This is a genomic window from Brevundimonas sp., from assembly GCF_029946145.1.
Classification (GTDB): domain Bacteria; phylum Pseudomonadota; class Alphaproteobacteria; order Caulobacterales; family Caulobacteraceae; genus Brevundimonas.
The window spans coordinates 234,342-248,794 of record NZ_JAQSDY010000009.1 but is presented as its reverse complement, the minus strand read 5'-3'; the positions used below and the strand labels follow the sequence as shown (position 1 = coordinate 248,794).

At 68.4% G+C, this 14,453-nt stretch carries 18 protein-coding genes and 1 other RNA gene; 7 read left to right on the top strand and 12 right to left on the bottom strand.

The features are described from left to right. Window positions 1–15 precede the first annotated feature (15 nt). From PSV23_RS03550 to purQ, 3 genes are all read left to right on the top strand, one after another. Entirely contained in the window at window positions 16–489 is a 474-nt protein-coding gene (locus PSV23_RS03550; RefSeq protein ID WP_300466131.1) for a YbhB/YbcL family Raf kinase inhibitor-like protein, read from the top strand. 71 nt (window positions 490–560) lie between these two features. Then, entirely contained in the window at window positions 561–1,064 is a 504-nt protein-coding gene (locus PSV23_RS03545; protein ID WP_300466130.1) for an ester cyclase, read from the top strand. Window positions 1,065–1,117: 53 nt separating this feature from the next. Then, window positions 1,118–1,780, top strand: coding sequence for a phosphoribosylformylglycinamidine synthase subunit PurQ (gene purQ / locus PSV23_RS03540; RefSeq protein WP_300466129.1), 663 nt, complete (start codon window positions 1,118–1,120; stop codon window positions 1,778–1,780). Here purQ and PSV23_RS03535 read toward each other — a convergent pair. After that, window positions 1,777–2,814 carry an aspartyl/asparaginyl beta-hydroxylase domain-containing protein gene (locus PSV23_RS03535; RefSeq protein WP_300466128.1) on the bottom strand — a complete coding sequence of 346 codons (1,038 nt, stop codon included), beginning with the start codon at window positions 2,812–2,814 and terminating at the stop codon, window positions 1,777–1,779. The genes purQ and PSV23_RS03535 overlap by 4 nt on opposite strands. A gap of 139 nt (window positions 2,815–2,953) precedes the next feature. On the opposite strand from PSV23_RS03535, the gene PSV23_RS03530 reads away from it, so the two are divergent. Beyond that, a complete protein-coding gene (locus PSV23_RS03530) occupies window positions 2,954–3,769 on the top strand; it encodes a hypothetical protein (protein ID WP_300466127.1) in 816 nt (271 codons plus the stop codon). Window positions 3,770–3,779: 10 nt separating this feature from the next. On the opposite strand, the gene PSV23_RS03525 is transcribed toward PSV23_RS03530, so the two are convergent. Continuing rightward, window positions 3,780–3,932, bottom strand: coding sequence for a hypothetical protein (locus PSV23_RS03525; protein ID WP_300466126.1), 153 nt, complete (start codon window positions 3,930–3,932; stop codon window positions 3,780–3,782). Window positions 3,933–4,033: 101 nt separating this feature from the next. On the opposite strand from PSV23_RS03525, the gene purL reads away from it, so the two are divergent. The 3 genes from purL (at window position 4,034) to PSV23_RS03510 (ending at window position 8,463) form a co-directional block, all read left to right on the top strand. Further along, window positions 4,034–6,232 (top strand): phosphoribosylformylglycinamidine synthase subunit PurL, encoded by a 2,199-nt coding sequence (gene purL, locus PSV23_RS03520; RefSeq protein ID WP_300466125.1) that lies wholly within the window; start codon window positions 4,034–4,036, stop codon window positions 6,230–6,232. Then, window positions 6,232–6,660, top strand: coding sequence for a DUF305 domain-containing protein (locus tag PSV23_RS03515; RefSeq protein ID WP_300466124.1), 429 nt, complete (start codon window positions 6,232–6,234; stop codon window positions 6,658–6,660). The genes purL and PSV23_RS03515 overlap by 1 nt, the downstream gene beginning before the upstream one ends. Before the next feature lie 231 nt (window positions 6,661–6,891). After that, complete coding sequence (locus PSV23_RS03510) at window positions 6,892–8,463, top strand: alkaline phosphatase (protein ID WP_370460994.1); 1,572 nt, start codon at window positions 6,892–6,894, stop codon at window positions 8,461–8,463. Window positions 8,464–8,465: 2 nt separating this feature from the next. Here the strand turns inward: PSV23_RS03510 and PSV23_RS03505 are convergent, their stop codons facing one another. The 10 genes from PSV23_RS03505 to PSV23_RS03460 all read right to left on the bottom strand — a co-directional run bounded on the left by PSV23_RS03505 (window position 8,466) and on the right by PSV23_RS03460 (window position 14,450). Further along, window positions 8,466–9,296 carry a DUF5694 domain-containing protein gene (locus PSV23_RS03505; protein WP_300466123.1) on the bottom strand — a complete coding sequence of 277 codons (831 nt, stop codon included), beginning with the start codon at window positions 9,294–9,296 and terminating at the stop codon, window positions 8,466–8,468. A 111-nt stretch (window positions 9,297–9,407) separates the two neighbouring features. Continuing rightward, window positions 9,408–9,719 (bottom strand): BlaI/MecI/CopY family transcriptional regulator, encoded by a 312-nt coding sequence (locus PSV23_RS03500; RefSeq protein WP_300466197.1) that lies wholly within the window; start codon window positions 9,717–9,719, stop codon window positions 9,408–9,410. A gap of 11 nt (window positions 9,720–9,730) precedes the next feature. Beyond that, window positions 9,731–10,189, bottom strand: coding sequence for a hypothetical protein (locus PSV23_RS03495; RefSeq protein WP_300466122.1), 459 nt, complete (start codon window positions 10,187–10,189; stop codon window positions 9,731–9,733). A gap of 58 nt (window positions 10,190–10,247) precedes the next feature. Next, window positions 10,248–11,072 (bottom strand): TIGR00282 family metallophosphoesterase, encoded by an 825-nt coding sequence (locus PSV23_RS03490; protein WP_300466121.1) that lies wholly within the window; start codon window positions 11,070–11,072, stop codon window positions 10,248–10,250. Then, a complete protein-coding gene (locus PSV23_RS03485) occupies window positions 11,069–11,614 on the bottom strand; it encodes a 5-formyltetrahydrofolate cyclo-ligase (RefSeq protein WP_300466120.1) in 546 nt (181 codons plus the stop codon). The genes PSV23_RS03490 and PSV23_RS03485 overlap by 4 nt, the downstream gene beginning before the upstream one ends. A gap of 154 nt (window positions 11,615–11,768) precedes the next feature. Next, window positions 11,769–11,929, bottom strand: a non-coding RNA gene (gene ssrS / locus PSV23_RS03480) — 6S RNA. A gap of 51 nt (window positions 11,930–11,980) precedes the next feature. After that, complete coding sequence (locus PSV23_RS03475; protein WP_300466119.1) at window positions 11,981–13,333, bottom strand: S41 family peptidase; 1,353 nt, start codon at window positions 13,331–13,333, stop codon at window positions 11,981–11,983. Continuing rightward, a complete protein-coding gene (locus tag PSV23_RS03470; protein ID WP_300466118.1) occupies window positions 13,333–13,812 on the bottom strand; it encodes a MarR family winged helix-turn-helix transcriptional regulator in 480 nt (159 codons plus the stop codon). Before PSV23_RS03470 ends, PSV23_RS03475 begins: the two co-directional genes overlap by 1 nt. A 69-nt stretch (window positions 13,813–13,881) precedes the next feature. Beyond that, on the bottom strand, window positions 13,882–14,193 hold the full coding sequence (locus PSV23_RS03465; protein ID WP_300466117.1) for a cell division protein ZapA: 312 nt from the start codon (window positions 14,191–14,193) through the stop codon (window positions 13,882–13,884). Continuing rightward, window positions 14,193–14,450, bottom strand: a complete 258-nt coding sequence (locus PSV23_RS03460) for a hypothetical protein (RefSeq protein ID WP_300466116.1) — start codon at window positions 14,448–14,450, stop codon at window positions 14,193–14,195. Before PSV23_RS03460 ends, PSV23_RS03465 begins: the two co-directional genes overlap by 1 nt. Between the last annotated feature and the right edge of the window lie 3 nt (window positions 14,451–14,453).

Below are 14,453 nucleotides of genomic sequence, written 5' to 3'. Positions count from 1 at the left end.
AACGAGGAGCGCTCCATGACCTTCACCGTCACCTCCACGGGTTTCGCCGACGGCGGCGTCCTGCCCGACGCCCAGGTGCATGCCAAGGGCAATCGCTCGCCCCAGTTGAGCTGGTCCGGCGCGCCCGAGGGCGCGAAGAGCTTCGCCGTCACCTGTTACGACCCCGACGCGCCGACGGGCTCGGGTTTCTGGCACTGGACCGTGGCCAACATCCCCGCAGACGTCACGGAACTGGCCGAGGGCGCGTCATCGGACGGCCTGCCGCAGGGCGCGGTCGAGGGCCGCACGGACTTCGGCGAGCCCGGCTTCGGCGGCGCCGCGCCGCCAGCGGGGCATGGACCCCACCGCTACATCTTCACCGTCTTCGCCGTGGACACGGACCGGCTGGACGTGACGACCGAGAACCCGGGCGCCGTGTTCGGCTTCAACCTGCATTTCCATACGCTGGCGAAGGCATCGATCACCGGCGTGTACGAAAACCGGGGCTGACCATCGCCGGGGCCGGTTTGCCGGGAGCCAAAAATCAGCGTTACCTGCAGCCACCGCACAGGAGATAGGCGATGCTCGACCGGAGAACCCTCGTCCTGTCCTCCCCTGCCCTCGCTCTCGCCGTGACGCCCGAAGCCGCGAATGCGTCCCACGGACCCGACTCCAACAAGGCGCTGATCCGGCGCTTCTTCGAGGAGGTGTGGAGCACCGGCGATATCGCCCGGCGTGACGATTTTCTGGCTCCGGGATACCGGGGTCACATGTCCGGCGCGCCAGAGACCATCGACCGCGACGGCTGGACGGCCTGGTTCCAGGGTTTCCGAACCGCCTTCCCCGACGCCCGCTTCATCGTCGAGGACATGATCGGCGAGGGGGACCGGGTCGCGGCCAGGCTGACGATGCGCGGCACGCATCAGGGACCGTTGAACGGAATCCCGGCGACGGGGCGTCCGGTGATCGTCAGCGGCATGAGCATCGAACGCATCGCGGAGGGCCGGATTGTCGAGGGCTGGAACGAGAACGACGCCCTCGGCATGCTGCAGCAATTGGGAGCGTTCCCGCCTCCGTCAGCATGACCTTCGCGCTGGCGCCCTGACAACGCTCGGAAACGCTGCTAAAGGGCGCCGCCATGAGCGCAGCCGTCATCGTCTTCCCCGGTTCCAACTGTGACCGCGACTGCAAGGTCGCCGTCGAACGCTCCACGGGCGAGCAGGTCCAGATGGTCTGGCACCAGGAGACGGAGTTGCCGTCCGGTCTCGATCTGATCGTCCTGCCGGGCGGGTTTTCGTACGGCGACTATCTGCGTTGCGGGGCCATGGCGGCGCAGTCGCCGGTCATGCGGGCGGTGAAGAAGGCCGCGGACGACGGCGTGACCGTTCTGGGCATCTGCAACGGTTTCCAGATCCTGTGCGAGGCCGGAATGCTGCCGGGCGCCCTGCTGAGGAACGCAGGCCTGAAATACGTCTGCAAACCGGTCAGCCTGACTGTGACCAACGGCCAGACCCGCTTCACGGCCGGCTATCAGGGTCAGCGCGAGGTGGTCATGACCCAGGGCAATGGCGACGGTAACTATTTCGCCGCTCCCGAGGAACTGGCGCGGCTCGAGGGCGAGGGCCAGGTCGTGTTCCGCTATGTCGACAATCCCAACGGCTCGGTGAACGACATCGCCGCCGTCCAGAACGCGCGCGGGAATGTGCTGGGCATGATGCCGCACCCGGATCGGGCCTTCGAGGAAGAGCTGGGCTCGGCCGACGGCGCGATCCTGTTCCGGTCGATCTACGCCGCCGCCTAGACGCCCCAGGCCTTGCCGCCCGCGCCATAGCCGTCGATCGCCTGGAACATCGCCGACACCAGGGCCCGCTCCTCCTCCGTCACCTCGGGCTTCCAGACGTCGAAGATCAGGATGGTGCGGTCCTGACCGCTGTCGTTGGCGGCCTCGTGCTCGATGGTGTCGTCAAAGGCCCAGGCCTGGCCTTCCGACCACCCGCGCACATCATTGCCGACCCGGAACCATGAACCCGGCGGGGCGATCAGCGGCAGGTGGCAGATCAGACGGGTGTTGATCAGACCGTGATGCGGCGGAATGCGCGCGCCCGCCTTCAGACGCGAGAACAGGATGGACGGCGTCCGACCCGGGACGCGGCACAGCGGAACCTCGGCGAGAGCCTCGAGCGTGCGCGGACAGCGGCGCGCCATGTCCGGCTGTTCCTCGCCGTCCTTCCAGAGAAACAGCGCGCTCCAGTCCGCGTTGGCCGCCATGCCCAGCGAATCGGTGTTGGGCCGGTCGGCGCGACGCTCGACATAGGGGCGGAACAGGTCCGGTTCAGCCAGCAGCGCCTCGAGCTCGGCCCGGATGTCCGGGGCCGCCGCCTCGACCGCCGCGAGCCAGGGCAGGGTCTCGCGCGGCTGGAATTGAACCTGCGGCAGGCCGGGGAAAAGATAGAAGCGCGGCTCCTGCTGATACAGCCGTTTGCGGCCCGCCATCAGGTCCAGGGACAGGGCGAACCGGTCGCTGGAGGCGGCGGCGTCGAATCCTGACCGGGCGAGACTTTCGGTGAGATAGCTCTGGAAGCGGGCTCCCTGATCCTGGACGGCGATCCGGGCCCGTTGGAGTTCCTCGACGAGATCGGGCGGCACGGCGACGCCGCCCGCGGCGCCCCGCAAGGCCGAGCTGTAGAAGCTGGCGCCGGCGCGCGCATCCCCCAGTCCGACCAGGGCGTCGCCCTTGGCGATCAGGGCGCGCAGGTCGCGTGGGTTGGCGGTCAGGGCCCGGTCGGCGTCGGCCAGCCGGGCTTCGAACGGTCTCGGATCTCTGTTTTCACCCATTCGATGATCGGAGGTCGACGAGCAGCGTCCGTCAAGGCGAAACGTCAGATGGCGGGATTGTCTGTCCGCGAGGGCCGGGGAATGAAACCTTGGCCGCGCCGCAACGTAGTTAGGGGTAAGCCGCCCCGAGGAGTTTCCGATGTCGTCGATCGTCCGCGCCACCCCCGCCCAGATGACCCGACGATTGATCGTCCTGGGAACCGCGCTTTTCGCCGTCATAGTGGGTCAGGCGCAGATTGCGCTGGGCTGGGGCCAGTCGCCCGCGGAATTCTCCGCGGACAGCGACGCGACGCTGAGGGTGGCGGGCTACGCCTTCGCCATCTGGGGCCTCATCTATCTCGGCCTGCTGGTCTACGCCGTGCGTCAGGTCCTGCCGCAGACGGGCGAGAGCCTGTTGATCCACCGGTTCGGCTGGCCCTCGGCCCTGGCCTTTGCCGGCATCGGGCTGTGGGTCGTCGCCGCCGCCCTGGACGCCGAGGTCGCCACCATCGTGCTGATCTTCGGTTCGCTGGCGGTGGTGCTGATCCCGCTGTTGCAGAACGCCGGCGCCATCCGGGCCCTGCCGGTCCGCGAGCGCGACCGCTGGATGGTGGCCTGGCCGATGGCGCTGCTGGCGGGATGGCTGACGGTGGCCGCGCCGCTGAACCTGATCACTGTGGCCACCGGCAACGGCGACCTGCCCGCGGTCCTGTCGCCGACCGTCTGGGCGGCGATCGCCGTGGTCGTGGTGGTCGTGGTCGCCCTCGCCGTGACGCAACGGATTCGCACCGTCGCCTACGCCATCCCGATCGCCTGGGGCCTGCTGGGCGCCTTTGTAGCCGAACAGCCGCGCAACGCTACACTGGCTTATGTGGCGCTGGCGGCGGCGGTCGCGGTGCTGGTCGGGGCGATCATACTGAGCCTCGGCCTGCGTCGGGGCGTCGAACGGCGCGAGGCGGTCCGGAGCGACACCTAGGCCGAACGGTCTATTCGACCTCGCCTTCGTCCGTCTGGTCATCGTTCGCGGCGTGTTTGAAGGCCCGCTCGGCCATGGCCGAGGCTCCGGCGTCGTCGGCGGCGATCTCCGGGGCGTCGGGATCCTCGGGGGTCGCGGCGGGGTCGATGGGTTGGTCGGACATCTCGGCCTCCTTCAGCTTCACGGGATCAATGGTCGGCCGCGCGCGATGTTCCGCTCAGGGGCGGCTGACACTGGCCCCGTGAACGGCTAGAAGGCGCGCCCATGAGCGCTCCGCAAAAGACCATGGCCGAACTGGCCGCCGAATACGGCCTGGCCCCGAACGAATATCAGGTCGTCCTCGACCGGCTGGGGCGCGAGCCCAACCACGTCGAACTGGGCGTCTTCTCGGTGATGTGGTCCGAGCACTGTTCGTACAAGTCGTCGAAGATCCACCTCGGCAAATTCCCGACCAAGGGCCCCCGCGTCATCTGCGGCCCGGGCGAGAACGCCGGGGTCATCGACATCGACGACGGCGACGCCTGCATCTTCAAGATGGAGAGCCACAACCACCCGTCCTACATCGAACCCTATCAGGGCGCGGCGACGGGCGTGGGCGGCATCATGCGCGACGTCTTCACCATGGGCGCGCGCCCGGTCGCGCTGCTGAACGCCCTGCGCTTCGGCGACCCCTCGCACGAGAAGACGAAGCGGCTGGTCAAGGGCGTGGTCTCGGGCATCGGCGGCTACGGCAACTGCGTCGGGGTGCCGACGGTGGCGGGCGAGACCAATTTCCACGCCGGCTACAATGGCAACATCCTGGTCAACGCCATGTGCGTGGGCGTGGCCAGGGCCGACGCCCTGTTCTATTCGGCCGCTCCGGCGCCGGGCCTGTCGGTGGTCTATTTCGGATCGAAGACCGGCCGCGACGGCATCCATGGGGCGACCATGGCCTCGGCCGAGTTCGACGAGGACTCCGACGAGAAGCGGCCGACGGTGCAGGTCGGCGATCCCTTCGCCGAGAAGCTGCTGATCGAGGCGACGCTGGAGCTGATGGCCTCGGGCGCCGTGGCGGCGATCCAGGACATGGGCGCGGCGGGCCTGACCTCGTCGTCGGTCGAGATGGCCGGCAAGGGCGCGGTCGGCATAGAGCTGAACATGGACGCCGTTCCCCAGCGCGAAGAAGGCATGACGGCCTATGAGATGATGCTGTCGGAAAGCCAGGAGCGGATGCTGGCGGTGCTGAAGCCGGGCCGCGAGGAAGACGGCCACCGCATCTTCAGGAAATGGGGCCTGGACGCCGCCGTCATCGGGATGACCACGGACACCGGCCGGCTGGTGCTCAAGCATCACGGCGAGACGGTCTGCGACGTGCCTCTGGCCCCGCTGTTCGACGACGCGCCCCTGTATGACCGGCCCTGGGTCCAGCCCGAGCTGCAGCCGCGGCTGGACGCCAAGACCATCCCCGCGCCGGACAGCTGGGTTGATGCGGTGATCAAGGTGGTGTGCTGCCCCGACATGGCGTCGAAGCGCTGGATCTGGGAGCAGTACGACCGCCACGTCATGGCTGACACCCTGCAGGACTCGGCTACCGCGGCGGACGCCGGGGTGGTGCGGGTGCACGGCACGGACAAGGGTCTGGCCATGACTTCGGACTGCACCCCGCGCTACGTCCAGGCCGATCCCTATGAGGGCGGCAAACAGGCCGTGGCCGAGGCCTGGCGCAACCTGACGGCCGTCGGCAGCCGGCCCATCGCCATCACCGACAACCTCAATTTCGGCAATCCCCAGCGCCCGGAGATCATGGGCCAGATCGTCCGCGCCATCGACGGCATGGCCGAGGCCTGCCGGGTGCTGGACTTCCCGGTCGTGAGCGGCAACGTGTCGCTCTACAACGAGACCAATGGCGCGGCCATTCCGCCGACCCCGACGGTCGGGGCGGTGGGCCTGCTGACCAACTATGACGTCGTCGTCGGCTTCGGCGGCATGGTCGAGGGCGACATGCTGGTGCTGATCGGCGAGACGGTCGGCGAGCTGGGCTCGTCCCTCTATCTGCGCGAGGTTCTGGGCCGCGAGGACGGCGCGCCGCCGCCGGTCGATCTGGCGCTGGAGCGCAAGACCGGCGACTTCGTGCGGGGCCTGATCGAGGCCGGCGACCTGACCTGCGTGCACGACCTGTCGGACGGCGGCCTGATCGGGGCGGCGGCCGACATCGCCCTTGCCTCGGACTGCGGCGTCGAACTGGACGCCACCTCGACCACCCACGCCCACATCCTGCTCTTCGGCGAGGACCAGGCCCGCTATCTGGTCGCCACGCCGGACGCGACGGGCATCATCGCCGCGGCCCAGTCGGCCGGCCTGCATGCGTCGGTCGTGGGCCGTGCCGTCGGCCGCGACTTCGCCTCGGCCGAGCTGTTCCGCCTGTCGCTGGATCACCTGCGCGAGATGCACGAAGGGTGGATGCCGAACTGGATCGAGGGCTGATGCGCGCGGTTCTGACTGTCCTGCTGGCGGCCCTCGCCCTCTCCGCCTGCGACGGCGGCGGCGATCCGGTCCAGCAGGCCCTCCGCGAGACCGCGGCGGCGAACCAGTCGGCCACGGTCAGGGAGACGGCGCCCCCCTCGGCGAGGGATCACGCCTCGACCAGCCATGACGCCCCACCGGGCGATCAGGCCTTCGCTGCCTCCGAGGCCGCGATGAACGGTCGCATGACGGCCGCCTCGGGAGGGACGGTGGATCAGGCCTATATCGCCAGGATGATCGAACACCATCGCGGCGCCGTGGCCATGGGCGAGGTTGCCTTGAAGGAGTCGCGCGACCCGGACATCCGCCGCATGGCCCGGGTCGTTGTCGACGCCCGGACCCGCGAGATCGCCGAAATGCAGGCCTGGAAGCCCGCCCCGGCGAATTGACCTACCCGCTGGCGCGGCCTTCGCCATGCAGGAGGCGATGATCGCCCTGGCGCCCATGCTGCGCGCCGCCGACGTCGAGGCGATCCGCACGATCGAGCCTCGCCCGACGCACCAGATCACCCTGCGTAGCCACACGCCGATCCGTTTCCGCCTCTGCGCGCGCCGCGCCGCGCCGCGTGACGACCGTCACAATTCCGGGCTAGGTCGGGGCATCGCTGTCCGGAGGCCGTCATGCGCTCGTTCGATTTCCTGTCCCGTCGGGGACTGATGCTGGGTCTCGGCGCCGGCGGCGCGCTAGCCGGCTCGAGCCGTCAGGCCCTGGCCGATCCGGTGTTCGCCGAATACCCGTTCCAGCTGGGCATCGCCGCTGGCGACCCCGCCCCGGACGGCTTCGTGATCTGGACCCGCCTGGCCCCCCGACCGCTGGAGATCGGCAACGGCATGCCATCGGCCCCGGTGCCGGTGAAGTGGGAGGTCGCAAGCAACGCCGGCTTCGGTACGATCGTTCGCAGCGGCGAAGCCATCGCCCGCCCCGAACTGGCCCACGCCGTCCACGTCGAGGTCGAGGGGCTGGAGCCGGATCGCGAATATTTCTACCGCTTCAGCGCCGGTCGGGAACGCAGCGCCACGGGTCGCGCGAAGACGGCGCCGACGGCGGGCGCGGCGACGGCCCAGGCCCGCTTCGGCGTGCTGGGTTGCCAAGCGTATGAGCAGGGCTTCTACACCGCCCACCGCAAGGCGGCCGAGGAGCGGCTCGACTTCATCTATTGCTATGGGGATTACATCTACGAAGGGCGCGGCAGCCGGACTTACAACGGCTCGGGCGGGACGTCGGAGAATCCGCGCCAGCATTTCGGCGGCGAGATCTATTCGCTGGACGATTACCGCCGCCGCTACGCCCAGTACAAGCTGGACGTGGACCTGCAGGCCTGCCACGCCTCGACGGCCTGGTACTGCACCTGGGACGACCACGAGATCGACAACAACTGGGTGGCGGCCCTGGACCAGGACGGCACACCGCCCGAAGTCTTCGCCCTGCGGCGGCAGGCGGCGGCGCAGGCCTTCTATGAGAACATGCCGTTACGCCGTTCGGCCTTCCCGCGCGGAGTCGACATCCAGCTGTACCGGCAGGCCGCCTGGGGTGATCTGCTGGACCTGAATTTCCTCGACACCCGCTCCTATCGCTCGGACCAGCCGTGCAATGACGCCTGGGCGACGACCTGCGCCGGGGTTTCGGCCCGCGACGCCCAAGTCCTGGGCGAGGCGCAGGAGGCGTGGCTGTATCGCAACCTCGACCAGTCGAAGGCGCACTGGAAGGTGCTGGCGCAGCAGATCATGGTGATGGATCTGGACCGCAAGGAAGGGCCCGAGCCCGGCTACAACCTGGACACCTGGGCCGGGTATTCGATCCCTCGTCAGCGGCTGCTGGACCGGCTGCGCGAGCGCCGCATCGGCAACACCGTCGTGCTCACCGGGGACGAACACCAGAACTACGCCGGGGAGCTGTACCGTGACAGCCGGAGCCCCGAAGGAGCGCCCATCGCGTCGGAGTTTGTCACCACCTCGATCAGTTCATCGGGCGACGGGCAGGACCAGAGGGCCGACGGCCGCCGCTATCTGGCCGACAACCCGTTCCTGAAGTTCAACAACGCCCAGCGCGGCTATGTCGTCTGCGACGTGACGCCGGAACGCTGGCAAACCGAGTTCAAGGTGCTGGACAAGGTCTCGGAGAAGGGCGGAGCGCTGACGACGCGGGCGAAATTCGTGGTGGCGAGCGGCGACGCACGGGTCGTTCCGGCCTGAGCTCAGGCCGGCGGCAGATAATCGTTGGCCTCGACCAGCCGGAACCCCGGCGCCGTCTGGACGAACTGCCTCAGCCAGTAGCTGTGGCCGGAGCCGTAGATGACCACGATCCGGTCGCCCGGCTTCGCGGCCTGCATCAGGCGCGCGAAGATCAGCGCGTTGCGGGTGTACCAGCGGCCGTTAAGGGTGGCGCCCGGCTGGATGTCGCCCGCCCCGAAGGCGAGCATGGCCGTGTAGAAGGTCTGGTCCGACGCCGCGCTCTCCGGCCTGTTCATCCACCGCAGCACGCCGCCGACCGTGTCGGCCTGCTGGCGTGCCTCCATCTCGCCGATCATCGTCGCGACCTGTTCGTGCATGGCCCCCAGCACTGACGAACGGCCGTTGGCCTCGGCCCAGCTCTGGACGTCCTCGAACGGGAAGTAGGAGGGCTGACCTTCGCGATCCTGTTCGTCGATGGCGTAGACCCTCTCCAGCCCAAGGCGGTGAGCGAGGCGATAGCCGATCTGAACCCGCTCATCCGGATTGGTCAGCAGGTCGGCCGGCGTGAAGGCGGAATAGCGATGATCCAGCATATCGGATTGGTTCCGCGCCACCTGTTCGACCGCGATGGCCGTCGGCCGGAAACGCGCCAGCGCCTCGGCGACGGCCTCGAGTTCGGCCTGTTTCGCCGGAGTGGTGACGGGATCGATCCGGGCATTGTGCAAATCCTGGCCGGGATTGCCCATGTGGTAGGTCCCCAGCACCATTACTTCGATCGGCGCCGGTTCAGGCGTCTGCGCCAGGGCGGCGGCGGGCAGGACGAGGGCCATCACGGCCGCGAGAAGTTTCAGCATGGGCAGGGCTCCGGATCTGGAGACCAGAGGCCCGGACACCGCCGTTCGGATGCGCCCTTCCCCGTTTTTTTACGGCTTGGAGCACTGCGGCGGTGCGTCCGCCCTCCGGAGCTACAGGTCCGGCCGCTCCGCCAGCAGGGCGACGAGGCGATCCGGCTTGCCGTCGAACAGCCGGTCCAGCAGATCCTGCACCTCGCCCTCGACATAGGCCTGGCGGTCGATGACGGCGTGATAGCGCTGGCGGCCGTCCTCCTTCTGCGAGCGCACGGCTCCTTTCTGCATCAGGCGATGCAGAAGGGTCTTGATGGTGGCGTCGCCCCAAGCGTTGGCGGCCTTCACCTCCTCGATCAGGGAGGCGAAGGACAGCGGGCCACGCCGCCAGAGCGCAGCGAGAACCGCGCTCTCCGCCTGGGTGACCGATATGCGCGCCGTGTTCAGGATTGCAGCACCGCCCGGTCAATGCGGGACTCGATGATCCAGTGGCAGACCACCCCCACGACGCCTGCGATCAGACCCAGCAGGAACAGCAAGGCGGCTTCGGCGAAGCCCGGCGCCAGCACGGTCACCGGAACCGGACCGTTGGCGTTGGCGATGCCGATAAAGCCCATAAGCAGGACGAAGGCTGCGCCGACCAACCCCATCAAGGGCCCGCCCAACCGAAGCGCGGATACGAACGCCGAGCCGCCGTTCAGCCGCCTGCCCGAGGCCAGCTTGAGCGCCGTGACGACGACCGCGGCGAGAGAGGCGGCGACAAGGGCGATCATCAGAGCCTTCATGGTCTCGTCCGCATCGGCGAAGACGCCGGACAAGGTCAGGCGGGATTGCGCGAACGCCGCGCCGGGCAATGAGGCCAGCATCAGGCCGGCGGTCGCAGTAGGCAGGGGAAGACGCATGGTGAGACCTATGGATTACGTTTGTAATCCATACAGATTACGCACGTAAACTGTTTCGTCAAGCCAGGACAGGAATCGCCTGGGACAGCCGCCCGCCGACCCGGATCGGCTCGACCCGTGTGGCCAGACCCGTCTTGTCGTCGGTCTCGACATAGACGCCGCAGACCGTCGCCGGGCCGTGCGCAGGAACATAGCGTCCGCCCGACAGCCGGGTGGTGAAGCGCCGCAGGGGCTCTTCCTTCTCGTTGCCGATGACCGAGTCATAGTCGCAGCAGCCGCCGGCGTCGGTCTGATAGGCGGTGCCGCCTGTCAGGATCTGGCAGTCGGCGGTGGGCACGTGGGTATGGGTGCCGACGACCAGGGAGGCGCGGCCGTCGCAGAAATGGCCCATGGCCATCTTCTCGGAGGTGGCCTCGCAATGCATGTCGACGATGATGGCGTCGGCGGCCATGCCCATCGGACAGGCGGCCAGTTCCTTCTCGACCGCGCTGAACGGGCAGTCCATCGGGTCCATGTGGATGCGGCCGAGCACATTCATGACCAGCACGGTCTTGCCGCTGTGGGTCTCGAACAGGTTGGCCCCGGCCCCGGGAGCGTCCATCAGGCGTGGATAGTTCAGCGGGCGGATCAGCCGAGGCTCGCGCACGATATAGGTCAGGGCCTCGCGCTGGTCCCAGCTGTGGTTGCCCAGCGTCAGGCAGTCGGCGCCGGCCATGAACAGATCACGCGCCGTGTTCTCGGTGATGCCGAAACCGCCGGCGGCGTTCTCGGCGTTCACCACCACGAAATCGAGTTTCAGGTCGCGCTTCAAGCCAGGCAGGTGGTCGCTCAGGCCGTCCCGTCCGGACTTGCCGACGACATCACCGAAAAAAGCCAGTCTCATGCGAAGGGTCTATAGCCGGTCTCGGTCAGAACGCCATGCAGACGAATGTCATGCGGCTCGACCGGCAGGCGCTCGACCTCCTGACCGGCGTAGGCGAAGCCGATGCGCAGGACATCCGGCCACGCCGCGAAAGTCCGGTCGTAGTAGCCGCCCCCCTGTCCCAGCCGTCCGCCGTCAGCGTCGAAGGCCAGCAACGGGGTCAGGATCAGGTCCGGGACCACGATCTCGGCCAGCGGGAAGGGCGCGGGGACGCCGGCCTCGTCCAGTTCGAGGGGCTCGCCGGGCGACCAGCGGCGGAAGATCATGGGGGCGTCCCGTTCGATGACGACCGGCAGGCACAACTCGCGGCCCGCGCGGCTCAGGGCCATCGACAGGGCGTCGACGTCCAGTTCCGAGCCGATGGCGCGATAGACAGCGACGATCTGACCCGGCGGAAGGGCGCTCGCCTGCTTCGCCGCCCGACCAGAAGCGCCCGCATCCAGCCCGGCCAGACGCTTTCGCATGGCCCGCATGGTGGCGCGGAGCTGATGCTTGTCGGTCATGGGAGAAACCGCCCGGCCGCGTCGAACACGCCCGGCAGCCGTAGCGCGGGCGCCCGGGCGGCTCAAGCGCCGCCTTGCCGCGAGGGCGTTGGCGCTCAACCGCGTTCACGCAGGGGGCCGCCGCGCGGCGAGCGGTAGCGCAAAGAGAGAGGGTGGCGGCGCCGCAAGAACCGTGAAGGACGTTTAAATCCTCTCGACCTGGGTAGCCAGGTGGGCGCCGTGTGCCCAGGCCCACGAGCCTGGTCAGGGACAGCTCCCTTCGAGTGAATTAAGGTCGCAAGGAAATGTTGCCTTCGACGAGGGCCGCAGCAAGACCCGCCGTCGGCCAAGATAGTCCTTCCGCCGGGGCGGAACAATGGCCGCGGCTCAGTCCCTTTCGAAACGCGACGGCGCCGGCTCATCGACCCAATGCATCTCGAGGGCTTCGCCGGTCAGTCGCAGGCGCAGGCGGTCGTCAAGGCCTTCGGCGGTGAACAAGCCCTCGGCGGCCATCGGGACCAGCGCGACCTTCTGGCCGCTGGCGCGGCGCCAGAACAGTTTTCCCTGTTCGAACAGGATGACGCGACCGCCGTAGGTTCCTGCCAGAGTCCGCAAACGGGCCGGCGTCATGGTCGCCGGATGCAACCGCCCCTCGATGCCGGTTTCAGCCCACGCCCAATCGGCACGGTCGGCCGGATCGGCCTCGGCGCGGGCCAGAAGCGTCTTGAGAGCCAGCAGTGCGGCCGTGTCCTGCGCGGTCGCCGGATCGACGGCGACGTCGGGACTGACGCCCACTTCCTCCCAGTTCGCGCCAGACACCGGGTGCACGGGCCGCCCGTAGGAGACGCTCAGTATGAAGCCGGGAGCGACGGGAACGAAGGTGTTATTGTTCGCCGCGCCCGCCGTGGTCGCGCCGACCAGCGTTCCCAACCGGAACTGCTGGACGTCATAGGCGAACGCCTCGGCCGCCGAACCGACTTGCGGGCTGATCAGAACATAGAGCGGCTTTCCGTGCAGGCGACCCGCGGGAAGGTTGTCGAGCGTCCGCGACTGAACCGGATCCTTGCCTGCCTCCAGGAAGGTGATGTCCAGCTTGTCAGGCTCCATGAAGTGGCTGAGCAGATAGCGCACGGCGGCATGATCACCGCCCCCGTTGCCGCGCAGATCGATGATCAGGGCGTCGCCATCGCGCATGAAACGCATCGCGTCATCATAGGCCTGCCCCGTGCGATCGGCGACCCAGTGGAACTGACTGATGCGCAGGTAGCGGACATTGCCAGGCAGGATGCGCATCTCGGTCAGGCCATTGTTGCTGCGCCGGGCAGCGGCGGCCCAGATGGCCTGAAACGCCGGATTGTCCTCGGGCTCCGCTTCCGATCCGGCCGCCGCCGCATACTGTGCCGGGTCGTGGTTCAGGTACATGTGCCCGTCCCGGCTGGATTCGCGCAGGTCGGCCGTCACTCGCTGGGCGAAGACGCCCGCGTCGGCGGTATCGTAGCGTCCGCTGGCCAGCCCCTCGTTCAGTCGGTCCCGGATGGCCGGAACGCGATCCGGGAAGACGTACCGGTTCTCCACCGCCAGGACGACGGCGGCGACGGCGGCGGCCCGCTGCTCGGCGCTCAACGGGGCCTGGGCTTCCGTGCGGGCGACCGCCGTCGGCGCGGCGCGCTGGGCGAGAGCGGGGGTTCCGGCAAGGCAGGCCAGAACGCAAACGGAAAGCATGAGGCGGGGGCAATTCATCAAATGACTCCAGGATCGGGGAAAAGAGCCGCCGCAAGGCGGTCAGCAAGCGGACGGCGCTCAAGGACTTCGAGCGCCCGGATCAGGACATCGGCGAGGGGCTGGCCGAGGTCCTCGTCCAGCGAGCGGGAGGCGGCCTCGGTGGCGGCCCAGCATCGTTCCAGCCGCGGCAATTGCTCAAGCGCGAACGGCGTGAGGGTCACAATGCGTTCGCGGGCGTCCGTTCCGGGCTCGAGCGAGACCCACCGGCGCGCCGCCATCTGGGCGATGGTCTGACTGACGGCGGAATGGGTGACACCCGTATGGCCGGACAGGGCGCGGAGACTTGCCGGGCCATGGTTGAGCAGGGTCCGCAGGATGGGCGTGAAGCGGGGCCGGTAGTCAAGGCCCGCGTCGATGTAGGCCTGCTCCACCGCCCCATCCAGATGGTCGATGAGGCGACGGAGCAGGACGCCGTGGGAGCGGAGAGAATAGGTCATGAGCGAGATATATAAGCGCTAATACATTTCCTCAAATGACAAATATGACAGGGTTCCGGCACCCATGCGTCAGAGTCCCTGGGCGATCTTTTCCAGCCGGGCAGCGACGGCGTTCAGGGCCTCGGCCACGCCGTCGGTGTTGGCGGCGGCGGACGAGGCCGGCGCGGCGCCGCCATTGGCGCGCGCCTCATGCAGTTCGTCGGCCAGCATCAATCCGGCCATCAGGAACAGGCGGATGTCGCCCACATGGCCCACTTCACCGGCCACCTGACGCACATGGCCGTCGAACTGGCTGGCCAGCGTACGGACCCGCTCTTCCTGGCCGTCAGCGCAACCGACGGCGTAGGGGCGGCCGTTGATCTCGACGGTCACCGTCGCCATCAGCGGGCCTCCTGTTCGGCCAGGCTGTCGCGAATGGCGTCGGCAGCGCGGGACAGGGCTTCGGCGGCATCGCGACCCGCGGCTTCCAGTTCGTGGATGCGCAGCCGGTCTGTCTCGGTCGAGGGTTCGGGCGCGAACAGATCGTCGTCGGGAACGCGGCTGGATCCGGCCGCGCGTCCCTTGAGATCCAGCAACCGGCGCTCGAGCAAAGCCAGCGCGCGGTCGACACGGTCCTTGGCGGCCGAAGCAGCATCCATTCG